This is a genomic window from Sphingobacterium sp. HSC-15S19 (assembly GCF_050433745.1).
In the GTDB taxonomy this organism is placed as follows: Bacteria; Bacteroidota; Bacteroidia; order Sphingobacteriales; family Sphingobacteriaceae; genus Sphingobacterium; species Sphingobacterium siyangense.
Window position 1 is genome coordinate 26,535 of sequence record NZ_JBNPWQ010000014.1, and the last position, 16,673, is coordinate 43,207.

10 protein-coding genes and 1 riboswitch are annotated in these 16,673 nt (G+C 39.6%); of the genes, 8 read left to right on the plus strand and 2 right to left on the minus strand.

What is annotated here, in order from left to right; genetic code table 11:
• The first annotated feature begins 87 nt into the window (after positions 1–87).
• The 3 genes from L1283_RS13055 (at position 88) to L1283_RS13065 (ending at position 3,145) form a co-directional block, all read left to right on the plus strand.
• A complete protein-coding gene (locus tag L1283_RS13055) occupies positions 88–1,062 on the plus strand; it encodes a DUF4271 domain-containing protein (RefSeq protein WP_429626227.1) in 975 nt (324 codons plus the stop codon).
• Between the two features lie 11 nt (positions 1,063–1,073).
• Positions 1,074–1,844 (plus strand): uroporphyrinogen-III synthase, encoded by a 771-nt coding sequence (locus L1283_RS13060; protein ID WP_075994453.1) that lies wholly within the window; start codon positions 1,074–1,076, stop codon positions 1,842–1,844.
• A 431-nt stretch (positions 1,845–2,275) separates the two neighbouring features.
• Positions 2,276–3,145, plus strand: coding sequence for a cupin-like domain-containing protein (locus tag L1283_RS13065; protein WP_286734407.1), 870 nt, complete (start codon positions 2,276–2,278; stop codon positions 3,143–3,145).
• A gap of 95 nt (positions 3,146–3,240) precedes the next feature.
• On the opposite strand, the gene L1283_RS13070 is transcribed toward L1283_RS13065, so the two are convergent.
• Both L1283_RS13070 and L1283_RS13075 read right to left on the minus strand, forming a co-directional pair.
• Positions 3,241–6,120 (minus strand): PD-(D/E)XK nuclease family protein, encoded by a 2,880-nt coding sequence (locus L1283_RS13070; RefSeq protein WP_429626230.1) that lies wholly within the window; start codon positions 6,118–6,120, stop codon positions 3,241–3,243.
• Positions 6,121–6,127: 7 nt separating this feature from the next.
• A complete protein-coding gene (locus L1283_RS13075) occupies positions 6,128–9,655 on the minus strand; it encodes a UvrD-helicase domain-containing protein (protein WP_429626232.1) in 3,528 nt (1,175 codons plus the stop codon).
• Positions 9,656–9,838: 183 nt separating this feature from the next.
• On the opposite strand from L1283_RS13075, the gene L1283_RS13080 reads away from it, so the two are divergent.
• The 5 genes from L1283_RS13080 to L1283_RS13100 all read left to right on the plus strand — a co-directional run bounded on the left by L1283_RS13080 (position 9,839) and on the right by L1283_RS13100 (position 16,602).
• Complete coding sequence (locus L1283_RS13080; protein WP_075994449.1) at positions 9,839–10,360, plus strand: 30S ribosomal protein S16; 522 nt, start codon at positions 9,839–9,841, stop codon at positions 10,358–10,360.
• A gap of 119 nt (positions 10,361–10,479) precedes the next feature.
• Positions 10,480–11,004 (plus strand): ribosome maturation factor RimM, encoded by a 525-nt coding sequence (gene rimM, locus L1283_RS13085; RefSeq protein ID WP_075994448.1) that lies wholly within the window; start codon positions 10,480–10,482, stop codon positions 11,002–11,004.
• A 103-nt stretch (positions 11,005–11,107) separates the two neighbouring features.
• Positions 11,108–11,959 carry a hypothetical protein gene (locus L1283_RS13090; RefSeq protein WP_157698588.1) on the plus strand — a complete coding sequence of 284 codons (852 nt, stop codon included), beginning with the start codon at positions 11,108–11,110 and terminating at the stop codon, positions 11,957–11,959.
• Between the two features lie 217 nt (positions 11,960–12,176).
• Positions 12,177–12,279, plus strand: a riboswitch (SAM riboswitch).
• Between the two features lie 70 nt (positions 12,280–12,349).
• Entirely contained in the window at positions 12,350–13,306 is a 957-nt protein-coding gene (metF, locus tag L1283_RS13095; RefSeq protein ID WP_088163184.1) for a methylenetetrahydrofolate reductase [NAD(P)H], read from the plus strand.
• 266 nt (positions 13,307–13,572) lie between these two features.
• Complete coding sequence (locus L1283_RS13100; protein ID WP_429626236.1) at positions 13,573–16,602, plus strand: protein O-mannosyl-transferase family; 3,030 nt, start codon at positions 13,573–13,575, stop codon at positions 16,600–16,602.
• The last annotated feature ends 71 nt before the right edge of the window (positions 16,603–16,673 follow it).

Here is a 16,673-nt window from a genome sequence, read left to right on the forward strand (position 1 = left end):
TATCCTAACTTTACGACCACAATTAAAGAGTTTCGAATATAGACGGTTCATGAGCATTTCATTACCGTTAAGAGACAATTCATTTTAATGAGCGTAACTATCTTCAAATATCATATTCTATTTGTAGTACTTCTGCTGTTTTCAATTACGGGGTTGAATGCGCAGCGGCGGACTTTTCGGACGGTTGTACAGGAAAGCAGCACAGTTAGTACTGATAGTCTAAATATCGTAAAGGATTCTGTTGAATCACCAAACCAGAAAGTTTTGGCATCCTTGAACCCTGCGTTACAGAATCAATATCGGATCGTAACAGTGAACGGGGAAGGTTTAAGGATTCATAACATTTATAATTTTGATGTTCAGCAGTATTTTCAGAGCAAATTAAGAAGTAGCAATTTGGATCGGCAATATGGAACGCTCAAGGCTCATCGTGAAAACTGGATTTTATTTACAGTTCTCGCATTAATTTTTGGTGTTGGGTTGATTCGGGTATTTTTCCCTTCTGATATTAAATTGGTTTTTCAGGGGTACTGGGATGATAGGGTCTTATTGTCTGTAAGCAAAGAGGATACGATCCTGACATCTTGGCCATTTATTTTTCTATTTATATTATTTTCTGGGGCAATAGGCTTATTTGTAAGTCTATTTTATGCATATGAATTAAATAGATTCGATTTTATTACTTTTCCCAATTATATGAAGACTGCGGGAATGGTTGGTGTTTTGTTTGCGTTAAAAATCGGATTTATCCGATTCTTATCCTTTGTTTTTCAAATTAGAAAGTTGGTAAAGGAATATGTGACCGTGCTGTATCTGATTTATTTCAACACACTTTTTTTAATGCTTCCTGTACTATTAATTTTGAGTCTTGTGCCTTTGACATCGGTAGGAGTTGTACTGCATTTGGCTATTGTTGGAGCGGCCTTACTCTTTTTCTATCGATTTCTTAAGACAGCGACTCATATTATGTCTATGTATAAATTTTCAATTTCCTATTTAATTTTGTACCTTTGTTGCCTAGAAATAGCACCAATATTAATACTGTTAAGATTATTGAGCTAAAACTGGTTAATATGCAAACTTCAGACGTAGAAAGAGCAAAGAAGGTAAAAAGTGTACTGGTGACTTTACCAAAACCTGAAAACGATAAGTCCCCTTATTATGATTTAGCAAAGAAATACGGGTTAAAATTAGACTTTAGAGGTTTTATACACGTAGAAGGAGTTCCTGCCAAAGATGTGCGTAGGGATAAGGTTAATTTAGCAGATTATTCTGCTGTAATATTTACGAGCAGAAATGCTGTAGATCATTATTTTAGAATTTGTGAAGAGATGCGATTTGAAGTGTCTGCAGAAATGAAATATTTCTGTATTTCAGAGACGATTGCCCTCTATCTTCAAAAGTATATCCAATATAGAAAACGGAAGATTTTCTTTGGTAAACAGACCGCGAAAGACCTTGAAGAGGTGCTGAAAAAACACAAAGGGGAGAATTTCTTGTTCCCTTGTTCGGATGTAGCCAATGAGGAAACAAGTAATTGGTTACAACAAAACGGCTATAAATTTACACCGGCTGTGCTTTTTAGAACTGTTGTAAGCGATTTGACTGATTTGAAAGATGTTTTCTACGATGTTATCGTGTTCTTTAGTCCTTCAAGTGTACAGTCCTTATACGATAACTTCCCTGATTTTAAGCAGAATAATACAAGGATTGCAGCATTTGGTGCTTCTACTCAACAGGCACTTTTAGATCACGGATTGATTTTAGATATCCCTGCTCCAACACCAAAAGCTCCTAGTATGACGATGGCTGTTGAAGAATATATCAAAAAGGTAAATAAGTAATAGCCTAACATAAGGTAAATAACAAAAAAAGGGTTCTTAAGACCCTTTTTTTGTTATTTGTGCAGTTTAAGATCCGCAAGGATCTGTAAAGACTTTTACGGGCGTTGCTGTTGAGTTTTATCATTCCGAATCGGGAATGGTACGATGACAATTTTATGAATTGGCCGGATGATCAATTTGTAGGGTATGTTCATCTTGTATAAAAGATAGATGAATTGTATTTTTATCTTTAGGGGTATAGAAATGGTGGCGAGTCAAATCGATGATGTTAAAATGTAATAAAAGTGACGATGGTCATTGAGATTTTAAGTATATTTCTATTAAATTGCTTGGAATAATTTATTCCAATTAAAAATAAAGCATAGGCAGTATTTTTAAAATTTGATAGGAATATTTTTTTTATGTTTGTAATTAAGCAAAATTAGTCAGTCGTGAAGTTAAAGCAAGTTGATAAAATTTCGGGCATTCAATCAGAGGACTTTTTAAAGAATTATCTGAAACCAGGTTTTCCTGTAATTATATCAGATTTTATCAGTGCAGAAAGTCCAGCGTGGAAGAAATGGAGTTATGATTACTTTAAGGAAATCGCAGGAGATATAAAGATAGATGTCTATGGAAAAGAGGAAGAATCAATGGACCGTGCTGCCAGTGCTCCTGTTGGCCATATGACATTTGCAGAATATTTGGATCTGATCACAAAAGAACCTACAGAGTTACGGTTGTTTTTGTTCAATCTACTCAAGATACGTCCTGAACTGAAACACGATGTTATTTATAACGATGTTACAGGCGGTAAGGTATTGCAATGGTTACCATTTATGTTCTTTGGTGGAGAGGGGTCAAGTACCCGTAATCATTTCGATATTGATATGTCACACGTGTTTATTTCTCAATTCCAAGGATTAAAACGTATTTGGCTTTTTCCAAATGATCAATCTGATTTGATGTACAAATTGCCATACAATTTTCATAGTATTGCAAACCCCAAATATAGCAGTGAAGAGGAATATCCCGGAATTAAATATCTGGAGGGCTATGAGGCGGTGATCCATCCTGGAGAGACCTTATATATGCCAGCAGGCTGGTGGCACTATATTCAATATGAGACAGAGGGCTATTCGATTTCTGTTAGGGCGTTAGCAAATTCGATCAGTGAGAAATTGCAGGGGGCGCGTAATCTGTTTATCACAAGGCATTTTGACAATACGATGCGAAAGATCTTCAAAGACCATTGGTTCCATTATAAAATTAATACAGCAAAACGTCGAGCCAATAATGCAATTAAAAGAAACAAACGTTAATATAGAAAGGGGACAGTAAAATGTCCCCTTTTGTCTTTAAAATGTATTTGATATGTAGCATTTAGTTTGACCTCTCCTTAAAGTCTTTGCTATATTCATTCTTCTGCATCGCCCCATTTGCTAGCTTCCCGATAGAATAGTGTATAAGGGTCGCTTGGGTAAATCATAGAGTCCGGGTTATGCCGAAATGGGACATCTGGGTTAAAGATTTCCTGAAGAATATCTCGCAGGAATCTGACAAAATTTTCTTTCTGGAAAGCAAGGAATTCATCAGTCAATATTCCCTCTTTACCACTGAATAATGTCCCTTCTTCCCGCATTTTACGGGCGACATAGAGATGGGGTTCGAGTTGTTTTCTTCCTGTTTTCTGTTCAAATACATAGGCATAGAATAGCGTTTGCACCATGGCTTTATTTTCGGTATTTGGCGTAAATACCTGGTCGATTTCTTTGAATATGATCGAGTCTCCACCAGTCTTGTAATCAACAATTCTACTGATAATACGATCGTCGTGTGTTACGACCTCATCTACACGGTCAATGATGCCGTAAAGTGTGACCTGTTGTTCTTCTCCATTGATCTCAATAGGAAAGGGCAGTACATAATCGTTGTCATTCTCGAGTTCAATAATCCGAAATGCTTTGTAGTTGTTGATGTCATATTCAAGATACATCTTGACATACTCGCAGGCAATCTTCAGCATGATCCGCTGCAGGCTGTTTAAATCATGGGTTGTCTTTAATTCGATCTGATATTGCAGGCCTATTTCTCGAATCACCTGTGCTTCTATTTTGTCGATCTCGTGCCGTAAGACAGTTGTCGGTGTAAAGTCCTGTTGCCCCTTGAAAGGTAGGAATATCTTCTCCATGACATTATGGATGACAGTTCCCAGTTTATTCATCTCAAATTCCTGAGAGATTGAAGGTGGTTCTTTGATACCGGCAATGTGTTTTAAAAAAAACTGTAGCGGGGATTGCAGATAAGTTGTTAGTGCCGTTGCAGATATCCTTTTCTGGTTGACGATAAAATCCTGATACATCTTTTCCCAGACTTGACCACGTTTCTCGATGACAATCTCTTGCGCCTTATCCGCAAATTGGATGGTCTGTTGTTGAATTTTTCGGTCAAACTGAAATTTACTTTCAAACTCCAGCTGTTTGATAAAGCGACTTTCTTCGCCGGTAGAGCTTTCGTCTACTAAGCCATTGTAGAAAATATGTATTCCTTCACTGTATTGAAAATGGCGATAGAATAAATAAGCTGACAGGGCATCCTGATTCTCTAATATGGGGAGGCCATAAGCGCTTCTCAGGCTATTGGGTATAAAGGTCGGTGAATTGGACGTTTTGGGTAGAATGCCTTCATTTGCGCCTAGAATATATACGTTGTCAAAATTTAAACAACGACTCTCCAAGAGTCCCATAATCTGAATTCCTTCTAGTGGATCTCCCTCTATCGCCGAATTTATTGGGGCGATTGCTTTTTTAATCAGGCCAATCTGGAAGCTGATGCTTAAGGGCGCAACTGTTTCAAAGCCCAGTAGCAGCTGGTTCAGCGTTTTCTTCGTTTCGATCAAGAGGTTGTTGTCAATTTGGCGGATACGCTCCTGAGAAGAGATGCTATGCAACAGGTCTTCGACGATCAGAATGAGCGAAGGGATCAAATGCGCCGAATTTTCGATTGGCACAAAAAACTGAGGCAGGGAGCTTTTGAGATGAAGTTCCTCCAATGCGATCTCAAAGAGCTGTTTGTCGGCAATCTCTTTTTGGATCTGAAGTTTATCTGCTAAAGAAACCATGCTGAGCGGATGGTTGATGAAGGTCTCTATGACCTGATAAGGAATCTTCCGCCTCTTGAACTGTGATATCTCCAAATGTACATCCATCCATAGGTCCAGGATACCGAAAATAGGAGACTGTGTCAGTGGATATCCCGTTGTGATGTTGGGGTTGACATCGGGTAGACTCTGCAGCAAAGGAACAAGCAGGTTTTCATCTGCTAGAAGAATGGCAGAGGTCTGTTCCGTTTTATGGTGCTGTTCGAGGATATCATAGAGCAGTTTTGTTTGGCTGATCTTTCCGGTGCTGGCATATAGATTTACGGTAGAGGTTCTATTGCCAATAATGTTCGGGCTATCGCCAAGGGCATTGACCAAACCTGTTTGAAAAATATTTCGACGGATAAAAAGTCCCGCCTCCTGCATAGTGTCCTCCAGGTAATAGGCATCGGCATCAAAGTAGAATAGTGCGCTGCCTTTGTCCTGCCATTGTCTAAATAATTTTGCCTCGGCTTTATTTAAAGCATTGAAACCGACAAAAAGGATATGCTGAAAGGAAGATGCAAACTGCTGATGTGTAGCCTTGCCTTCAACCAGATCACGGTAGATTGTTGGATAGTTGGTTTGGCCTTCTGTTTTAAGCTTTTCTTTAAATCGATTATATAATACCGGTAGTCTTTTCCAAAGTTGAAGAAAGCGCTCTTGTACTCCACTATGCCCCGCAATAGAAAAGGACTGCCAAAATTGACGGATAAACCCTTGCTGTTCTTGCGTGAGATGTTGAAAAGCAATGTCGATTTTGGTATTGTCATAAAGTTCTAGATAGATCTGCTCGATGGGAACGAGATCATAATCCAGTTGACCGAAGTCACTCAATATAATTTCGGCAATGGGATAGAACTCTTCCAGCGTTTCTGGTTGCCTGCCCTCAGCTACCAATAACTCATTATGAATATTAAACAGATGAAAAAATTGGGTTAAAGGACTGGCTTCGGTATCATCCGTCGAAAGTCTGAAAAATTCCTGAATCGTAAAAAACTGCGGCGACCAGATCGCCTGACCATACACTTCAGCAAGATGTTTTTTGAGGTAGGTAATCGGCCGTTTATTATTAAACACGATGGCAATTTCACTCAGATCGTTTCCAAAACGTTTTTGAATGTCTGCTGCTACTAATTTTAGAAAGGCTGTCTGCATCGTGCTATTATTTTACTTCAGTTAATTGATTTGATTTCGCATAATAGAGATAGGCTTTAACGTTGTTATAGCCAAGGTTCTCCAAATTCTTTTTATAGTTGTCGACTTGGTACTTGTGCCCGATATAGTCTGTCTGTGTGAATTTAAAATCCAGAACGATTGTTTCTTCCACGGAGGTGAAGACTTTATCTGGACGAATGGTCTCACCCTTGGCGGTAATAATGCTTGCTTCATTCCAGATTTTATAGTTTCCGGTGAGCCATTTATTGATTAGGGGGTGCTTCCAGATCTGATTGATCTCCTGCATGAGAAAAGGCTCTTCCTCTTTGGAAAGGATTCCTTCCTGGATCAGTTGGCGTACCAGTTTATGGATGTCTTCTTCCTTTGAAATTTGAGCCATAATATCGTGGGCCAATATGCCGTACTGCGCGGCTTTCTCGAGCATCATAATATCATTGATGTTACGTGTACTGGATTTCTCTAAGGCCATTTCTAATTCTTTGGAAATGGGGTAATGGCGAAGGGAAATAATATTGTCTTTTTGAGCCTGATGTTTTTTTTGTTCGATCGTTTGATCGATGTATACACCTTTTTCTTCCAGTGCAAACGGAGCTATCGGGCTATCTAAGACTTGATAGAGCACATCGCTGATATATTCGTCTTTAATATCATATCCTGTAATTTCACCTGTTTTTTTGTCAACAGATTCTTTAAAGGAAGGTGCCGTAATATAGAGGTGTTCAACAGCACGTGTTGTTGCTACATAGAATGTGTTGAGGGCATCCATGTAGTTGAACAGCATTTCTTCAAAATATTGCTTGAAAAATACAGATTTGCCGACTGTAGATGTATATTTTATTGGAATTTTTCCCAATTGGGCAAAAGGAGTATCCGAAGTCTCTATCCAAAAATCGCCATTGATCATGCCATCGAGATCCCATGAACAGAATGGAATCATCACAACGTCATAGGCTAGACCTTTTGATTTGTGGATTGTTGTTACCTCGATCGCATTAATTTCTCCGTTGGAAGGGAGCACCGCCCGGTTGCCATCTTCTTCCCAAAACTCCAGGAACTGTATAATGCCACGTTCGCCATTGGTGGAGAAAGCTGAGATCATATCTTTGAACGCTAGGAGGTAAGGGAGGTGGATATTGTCTGTGGTGGTGAAACCGTAGATTTCAATGAGTTTTTCAATTAAATGAACTAAAGGCTGTTTCTGCGCCATTTCCCAGGAGTCAATCAGCGCCTCAGGGAGATAATCTTTAAGTGCGCGGATGTCATTGCCGGCAAATTTTAACCATGCATTCTGATCGATTGTCTTATTTTGAATATGCTGGTATAGATAGCCCATCTTTGCTTTATGGATGGTATGTTTGTCCGAATTATAGACTAAAGCCTTCAACGTTTCGATCAACAATAGTACAGCATCATTGCTTGCTAAGGATAATGCATCACCAGATATCACTTCAAATGTAAGCTGCTGCTCTTTTTTGAAGTCCATGAGCTTTTGGATAACCAATTTAGCCTGCACATTACTCCGTACCAGGATACCGATCTGCTGCGCCTGATATCGTCCACTACCGAGCCAGTCGCCTATTTTCTGACATAGTTGGAGTAGCGATTCTTCAATAACCTGATTTCTTCTGTAGCGTCCATCAGAGACAGGAATGTAAGAGATTTCGATAGATCCTAATTGCTCAAGTTTCCCTTTTTTATGTTCAGGTATTTCCTGTTGGCTGTTTTCATAAGCTTTGACCAGCATCGTGTCATTGCCAGTAGAAATCCACCACTGTTTACCTTCTTCATCAAGGCTTTCGAATACTTTTTCATTCAGTACCTGTTGCAGATGCTGGGGAATACTGCTAAAGAGGTAATTGTTTAAATGGATGATATTTGGAAGACTTCTAAAATTGGTGTCAAGGCTTCCGTTTTCGATAAAGGTGGTTCTGCTATCCTCGTCTAAGTGAAAAGTATGACCAACCTGTTGTTCTACCTGTTGCAGGAGTATGCGCCAATCCCCATTTCGCCAGCGATAAATACTCTGTTTGACGTCCCCAACGATCAGGTGTTCGCTGATTGTGCCTTTGGCATCTGCCAATGCATTGATCAGTAGTGGACTATAATTTTTCCACTGAATACGCGAGGTATCCTGAAATTCGTCAAACAAAAAGTAGTTAAAACGATTGCCGATCTTCTCCCAGATAAATGTTGGATCGCTATTTTCATCAAGTCCGAGTTTGTTTAATAAAATCTGCGAGTCGGAAATTAATTGAGCACCATTATCCCGCCGCCATTGCGTCAGTAAGTCGCTCATTTCCTTGAGCAGGCGTAGGTAATAGAGATTACTTTGTACCGCTTGATAAGCAATGTAAGCCGATAGATTATCGTGTAGCTTTTGGAACGATGCCAGAATGGGGCTGAGTGCGGCGATAAGATCATGCCGTATATTTTTGTCACTATCTGTAAAAGCATCTTCATTGTCGATCAACTGGAGATACTTTTCCAGTACCTTGGCAATTTCGGAAGCGCTCAGCTTTTCCGTTTTTTTATTGGTTTTGCTAGCGGAGATTATTTTATTGCGCGATTTACCTTTAAGGTCACTTTCGGAGATATTAAAATTCCTGAATGTTTCACTAAAGGCTTCAATTGTCATGGAGAGCGCTTCCGTGAAGGAGTTTATCTTCTGTTCAACTTCCTGATTGAGGAGATTAAAAACCTCCTTTGGATTGGCAGAATTGATGTAGCCATCAAATTCCTGAAAATTTTCAGAGAAAATAAGACTTGCCAAACCCATTAGTTGTTGGCGGTAGTTCCAATTTTCATTTTTTGCTATTTTCTTTTCCGCATAAGCGATAATCCAATCCAGTAGGTCGGGTCGTTCATCCAGCAATTGATTAAGCATGACTGTCAGGTCATTTTTCACTTTATTGACATTCATTTCAATCTTATAAGCAGCATCAAGATTGAGTTCATACGTAAATGCGCGAATAACTTTTTGGGAAAATCCATCAATTGTACTTATGGTAAAATGACTGTAGTCATGTAGGATACGTCGATACACCCGAAAAGCTTTCTCTTGTACCAGATGCGGATTCCAGTCTGGCTGCTGCTGGAGTAAAAGCTTTCTGAAATCTTCAATTTTAGGGTTAGGATCGCCTGTTGCCAAGCCATGGAGTACCGAGAGGATACGTTCTTTCATCTCGGCGGTTGCCTTATTGGTGAATGTCACCGCCAAAATCTCCTTATAGCTATTCTCGTTGGAGAGTAGGAGTGTGAGATAGTGTAAAGTCAAGCTAAAGGTTTTTCCCGAACCGGCCGAAGCTTTTAGTATTTTTAATGGCGCAACAGATTTCATAGAATGAAGGTAGAAAGTAAAAAGTGAATTGGCAAAAATGTCGATGACTATTTCGAAGGTACTGTACCCAAACGGTTCATCCTGCTTACCGATTTGGTAAAGATGTCCTTTTGAAGGAAGGAACTGTTTTTTGTCTTGATTTTTGAAAAGTTTGTTGTAGCTTCCGTATGGAAGCAAGAAAAGATGAAGGTCTAAGGGGCAGGTATTACGGTTGAAAGAGCTTGTTGAAAGAGCTAACCCTGTCGTTTTCAGTGAAGTTTTATTAAATTATAATGATGATTAGAAAAAAATAACTATCTTTGCATCCCCTCTAGTATGAAGCTCGGGGGATATGTTGAATACATAAAATAAAATTAAAAAATGGCAACTAAAATCAGATTGCAAAGACACGGTAAAAAAGGACGTCCTTTTTACCACGTAGTCGTAGCGGATTCTCGCGCTCCACGTGACGGTAAATTCATCGAACGTATTGGTTCTTACAACCCAAACACAAATCCAGCAACTATCGTTTTGGATTTTGAAAAAGCTTTGGATTGGATGAATAAAGGTGCTCAACCAACTGACACTGCTCGCGCTATCCTTTCTTACAAAGGTGTTCTTTACAAAAAACACTTGCAAGGTGGTGTGAAAAAAGGTGCTTTTGATGAAGCTGCTGCTGAAGCTAAATTTACAGCTTGGACTGAAGCTAATGATGCAAGAATCTCTGGTAAAAAAGATGGTTTAGCACAAACTAAAGCTGAAGCTAAAAAAGCTGCTTTAGTGGCTGAAGCTAAGAAAAAAGAAGAAAAAGCTGCTGCTGTAGCTGCTAAAAATGCTCCTGTAGCGGAAGAAACTGCTGCTGAAGAGACTGAAGCTCCTGCATCAGAAGAAACTGAAGGTTAATTCTTTCATAAAGTATTCGAGAAAGCCGACTCAATCTTGAGTCGGCTTTTTTTGAAACAGCCAATAGGCTAATGGTTTGCCAAATCATGTCTCACAGCTAATCGCTAAATACGAAATATATGACTATTGATCAAAGCTTTTACATCGGTTACATCAGTAAAACAAGAGGTCTTAAAGGAGAAGTACAACTATTTTTTGAATTCGAGGAATACGAGAGTTTGAATATCGATGTTGTCTTTGTGGAAGTGAACAAAAAACTTGTTCCTTATTTTGTTGATACCATTAAATTTCAAAAAAATAGTACAGCGTATGTGACATTTGAGGATGTGGATCATATCGATAAGGCTCAAGTACTTGTACGTAAAAAGCTATATCTTTCCAATGATAAGATGCCCGAGCGCGATCCAGATGATTTTAGATATACTGATTTAATCGGTTTTTTAGTGATTGATGAAAACCATGGTGAATTGGGGCAAATAACAGATGTTCAGGAATTTCCACAACAATTTGTCGCTTCGGTAAATATGGATGGCAAAGAACTGATGTTCCCATTGTCCGATGATTTGATCTTAGGAATCGATGGCGAAGAGGAGATCATTGAAGTTGAATTGCCAGAAGGCTTGGTGGATCTTTATAAAGAATAAGCATATCCCCAAGCTTATTCAAATAAATAGCGGTACACGAATTATTGCAGTAATTTCTTATCTTGGTCTGTATATTATTACTGGCCATAATTATTGATTTATTTTGAAACCGTTATTACTGCTGCTATTCCTATTCTCGTTGTCTTCTTGTGCTTTCTTTGGGAAGAAAAAGGACTTTCCTGAAGGCAATTACCAAATGATATTGGGCTATTCAAATGAGGAGTATCATAAAGTAAAAAGAGAATCACCCCAAAATGTGGAGGCAGATGTCTATGGTAATGACCCTACGATATACCGGTCCTTTCTCTCCCTCCATGATAAAGATAAGTTTGTCATGGCGATCGATGATATCCTACTCTTCGGTAAGTATAGATTCGACGGCGATCGATTAGAATTGACCGATGAGAAAAAGGGTAGTCTCGCTTTGGATATTGTTAAGGTAAAAAACGATTTTGTTCAGCTGAGAGGTGATTTTTCACAGTTTAGCTCAGCACGTGTGCCCACAAGTGAAAAACTTTATATCAACTTTGCGTTAGATAAAACCCCTATCCGGGAGACCCCGAGCAAATTTGATAGCCAAGTGAATCTATGGCGAAATGCCCCTGTAAAATCAGAAAGTGAAATGGAGATAAAAGCCAGGGCATTGAATTTTGTAGATTATTCTATCGCTTATTTCCAGCACATATCAAGTTCAGGCACACATCACGATTATCGAATGGATGGTGTTGAATCACCCATTATTTATGCTGAGAATGGCATTGTGCTCAAGGCATGGGCAGATGTTCCCGATTCTTGGAAAGAGTTATTTTACAACGAAAAAAATGCATTAATCGCCTACAAATATTTATTTGATGGTTTTAAATATGGATCGAAAGAGGAGTACCATGTTACGGGACTCTTACTGATTACATTTTATCTCAAAAATCTACGGAATTCCCTAGCAACGAATCTTTAGCCGATCCTGTTGTGACGTAGTCAGTCTCTTCGCTGTCGATGATCCGCGATCGTTAATTTTATCTTTTTTTAGAGTCTTTTATATTTGGTGGAGCCTAAATTCCTGTTGTTGCCTGGGAATAAACCTGAAGCCGTATTTATTGCAATCTTTTTGCCGCTATTTTTGCTTTTTCGAAAAAATATTTTTGTCTTTTGATTTTTTAAAACGATATTAGCAACGCTTATAGAGAAAGGCCGAGGGACTAGACCCGTTGAAGCCTTAGCAACCTGTATTGTTCAAGGTGCTAAATTCTACCCTACTCCATGTGGGAAAGATAAGTTACATGTAGATAAACGATTCCTCGACGTGTGCGTTTCGATGTAAGCCAACCAAACTAAAAACAGTTTTTTAATGAAGATTATCGATCATATCCAGAATGCCAAAGGAAAAACATTGTTTTCTTTTGAGCTATTGCCACCGGCGAAAGGGCAGGGCATCCAAAGTATTTTTAAAACCATGGATGAACTGATGGAGTTTAAACCTCCTTTTATCGACGTAACCTACCATCGGGAAGATTATATCTATAAAGAGCATGCGAGTGGATTACTGGAACGCGTTTCCTATCGTAAACGTCCTGGGACAGTGGCGATATGTGCTGCAATCATGAATAAATATAAAGTAGATGCGGTGCCCCATTTGATATGTGGTGGTTTTACAAAAGAGGAAACTGAAAATGCATTGATCGATTTGAACTTTCTGGGGATAGATAACGTCTTGGTATTGCGGGGCGATGCACGTAAGGGCGATGCCGATTTTATACCGACCGATGGTGGACATGCCTTTGCAACAGACCTACTGGAACAGGTAACTGATATGAATAAAGGAAAGTATCTGCATGAAGACATTATCACATCGGAAAAGACTGATTTTTGCATCGGTGTAGCGGGTTATCCCGAAAAGCATTTTGAATCGCCAAATTTCAATACTGATTTTAAATACCTGAAACAAAAAGTCGATATGGGAGCAGAGTTTATTGTGACTCAGATGTTCTTTAATGTTGAAAAATATAAGGAGTTTGTAACAAAATGTAGGGACAATGGAATCCATGTGCCTATTATTCCAGGATTGAAACCACTGACAACGAAAAAACAGTTGGTTACCCTACCAAGGATATTTCATTTAGATATTCCGGAGGAACTGAGCGATGCTGTTTCAGCATGTAAAACGAATGCCGACGTTAGACAAGTAGGTGAAGAGTGGTTGGTGCAACAATGTCAGGAGCTGATTAAATTTGGCGCTCCGGTATTACATTTCTATACGATGAGTAATCCTGGTCCAACAAAGAAGATTGTTGAAAAACTAGCCTAACTCATAAAAATAATACGAAAAGGGAGCGCATAAGCTCTCTTTTTTTTGGGGTAGTATTCGTTGTGAAAGCTTATAATAAGTTCAGAATTTCGATCGTGTGGTTTTAGGTCGATCTCTATATTCAGGGTTTAATAGCCTGTTTGGTTTAATAGCCTGTTTATAGTCAGGTACTTGTGTTAAATAGTGTTAATTAACTTATTGGAGTCAGGATAACTTTTTAACTTAAAGTGCTAAAAAGGATTTTAACAATAGACCAAATTGACCTTATGACGTACACTAGATTAAATTCTCTACTCGGCTTTGCTTGCGGACTAATTGCTACATGTGTATATATCGCCACCGTTGAAAAGACGGTAAGCTGGTGGGATTGTGGTGAATTTATTGCCTGTGCCTACAAGCTGGAAGTGGCACACCAACCGGGAGCACCATTATTTCTTCTTATTCAGAATATATTTTCCAACCTGGCTTTGGGTAATGCAGGTAAAATCGCCTATTGGATGAATATTGGATCCGCAATCTGCAGTGGGCTTACTGTTACATTTTTATTCTGGACAATAACAGCAATTGCCAAAAAGATACTCAACAGGCAAGAGAAAGTTCAATTATCGAATTATTTCCAAATTTTTGCTGCGGGTTTAGTTGGTGCAATGGCTTTCTGCTTCAGTGATTCATTCTGGTATTCGGCTGTTGAATCCGAGGTATATGCGATGTCTTCATTGTGTACTGCGATTGTTTTTTGGGCAATTTTAAAGTGGGAAGTCCGTGCAAATGAGGAAGGTAGCGATCGTTGGCTGGTGTTTATTGCTTTTGTTATGGGCCTTTCGATCGGAGTGCACCTATTAAATCTGTTGGCAATTCCGGCTATAGCGATGGTTGTCTATTTCAGAAGAGCAGGACAGGTTAGTGTGAAAGGTACAATAAAAGCTTTCTTGGTAGGAGTGCTGATCTTGGGGGCTGTTTTGTGGGGAATTATTCAATGGTTGGTCGGTCTCGCAGCTAAGGTAGACCTCTTATTTGTAAACTCGCTAGGTTTGGGCTTTGGCTCAGGCATCTTCTTCTTTTGTCTGCTGTTGGGGTGCTTCCTCGTTTATGGGCTATATTATTCTTATAAAAAGCGGCAATACACACTGCACACCGGGCTGCTGGTCTTTTGTTTTATTCTATTTGGTTATAGCTCCTATACCATGGTTTTAATCCGTGGAAAAGCCAATCCGTCGTTAAACAATAATGCGCCGGACAATGTGTTTTCTTTTTTGGGTTATCTGAGCCGGGAGCAATATATCCGGGAACCTTTACTCAAAGGACCCAATTATGATTCACAAGTCGTTGGTGTCGAGAGTAAAACCGGTTATCGCAAAGATGAATCAGGGTATATTCCTTTTAGTCAGGTCGATAAGTATACGTTTGATAAGGAAACTTTCTTTCCCCGCATATATAGTCAAGATGGAGCCCATCAGGCTTATTATAGGAGTTACCTCAATTTGAAGGAGGGGCAGCAGCCACAGTTCTCGGATAATTTTAAGTTCTTTTTTAATTTTCAACTGGGTGATATGTACACCCGATATTTCTTGTGGAATTTTGTCGGTAGACAGAATGACAGGCAGGGGTATGGGACCTATAGTGACGGCAACTGGTTGTCGGGGATTAAACCATTGGATAATTGGCGTTTGGGAGGGCAAGATAAAATATCCCAATCACAGGAGCATGACCCGAGCCGGAATACCTATTTTTTCCTTCCATTGCTACTGGGAATAGCCGGAGCGATCTGGTTGTATCGAAACAATAAACCTTATACCTTGGTCTTGACCTTACTGTTTGTGTTTACGGGAATAGCGATCGTTGTTTATCTTAACCAAACTCCTATGCAACCTCGGGAACGAGATTATGCTTACGTAGGATCTTTTTATGCGTTTGCGATCTGGATCGGACTGGGAGCAATAGCATTTGTTCGGTTTCTCAATCGTTTTGTACAAACACGGTATGCGTTAGCGACAGGTATTTCTTTCGCTTTATTGGGCGGTCCCATTATTTTGGCCCATCAAAATTGGGATGATCATAATCGTTCTGAAAAATCGCTGGCAAGGGATATGGCACGTAATTATTTAGAATCCTGCGCTCCAAATGCTATTCTATTTACCTATGGAGATCATGATACATTTCCTGTATGGTATTTGCAAGAAGTGGAAGGAGTACGCCCGGATGTTCGGGTTGTGGTATTAAGTTATCTGACTGGCGATTGGTATATGCAGCAGGCGAAGCAGCCGACGTATCAAGCGGCAGGTCTTCCCGTGACGATCCCAGCTGAAAAGACAAAAAAAGGCGTTCGTGATTATATCCCTTTTGTGGATAGACAGCTTGATAATGCGGTGGATATACAGCAATTATTGCAGTTTGTCACATCGGATGATCCGGAGTATAAAGTTCAGCTGAATTCAGGTGATATGGAAAACTATTTCCCTTCCAAGAAAGTCCAATTGCGCGTTGATAAAGAGGAGGTGGTTAAGAAAAATGCGGTTCCGGCTTATTTTCAGGATGCTATTGTTTCTGCAATGGAATGGGAAATTCCGAATGATCATCTGACCAGGGCGGATTTAACCCTGTTATCGGTGCTTGAAAATAACCATTGGGACAGACCGATATATTTTTCGAACATGTTGCCAAGTGACATTAAATTGGGTCTGGATAAATACCTGGTCAATGAGGGCTTTACTTCCCGATTGATGCCTGTTGCTGCTACAGATCAGTCGACAGGAAAACGAAATGAGCAGGCCGGGCTAGTTAATATGGAAGCATTATATAACAATATTATGCATACGTATCAGTGGGGCAATGTTAAAAATGCACAGTATTTGGATACCGATTCGTTTCGCTTTACAAGTATGTACGCCCGTGATATATTTGGAAAAGCCGCCCGGATACTCTTGGCCAATGGTCAGGTCAAACAAGCTGGGGAAGTAGCGAAAAAAGCATACGATCAATTACCCGATCGCGTATATGCGATGTCAGATGCCATCAATTATGCCGATATTATCGATAGTCTATATCGTTCGGGACAACCGCAGCTAGCCAACAGGATGATGGACCGAAACCTTGATTATGTGGCTGAAAATATGGAGTATCTACATCAGTTGGTGACGGATAAGAAAAACCTGAGCTTCGAGTGGAATGATATTCAGACCGGTTTGGATTCTGTAGACCGGTACCAGGCTATTTTATTGGAAGCAAAAGATACCAAGCGATTGGCACGTGTTGAGCGCTTGAGACAGCAATATCAAAATTGGTACGGAGTAGAATAATTTTGATGACACACTGAACCAAATTTACGCAGTCTGCCTAAACGGCAAATTGACTGCTATGCTTGAGGTGA

What these genes read in the sequence shown, in the direction of transcription:
- L1283_RS13055 (WP_429626227.1), top strand. Translation starts at nt 88, where the DNA reads ATGAGCGTAACTATCTTCAAATATCATATTCTATTTGTAGTACTTCTG.
- L1283_RS13060 (WP_075994453.1), top strand. Translation starts at nt 1,074, where the DNA reads ATGCAAACTTCAGACGTAGAAAGAGCAAAGAAGGTAAAAAGTGTACTG.
- L1283_RS13070 (WP_429626230.1), bottom strand. Translation starts at nt 6,120, where the DNA reads ATGCAGACAGCCTTTCTAAAATTAGTAGCAGCAGACATTCAAAAACGT.
- L1283_RS13080 (WP_075994449.1), top strand. Translation starts at nt 9,839, where the DNA reads ATGGCAACTAAAATCAGATTGCAAAGACACGGTAAAAAAGGACGTCCT.
- rimM (WP_075994448.1), top strand. Translation starts at nt 10,480, where the DNA reads ATGACTATTGATCAAAGCTTTTACATCGGTTACATCAGTAAAACAAGA.
- metF (WP_088163184.1), top strand. Translation starts at nt 12,350, where the DNA reads ATGAAGATTATCGATCATATCCAGAATGCCAAAGGAAAAACATTGTTT.
- L1283_RS13100 (WP_429626236.1), top strand. Translation starts at nt 13,573, where the DNA reads ATGACGTACACTAGATTAAATTCTCTACTCGGCTTTGCTTGCGGACTA.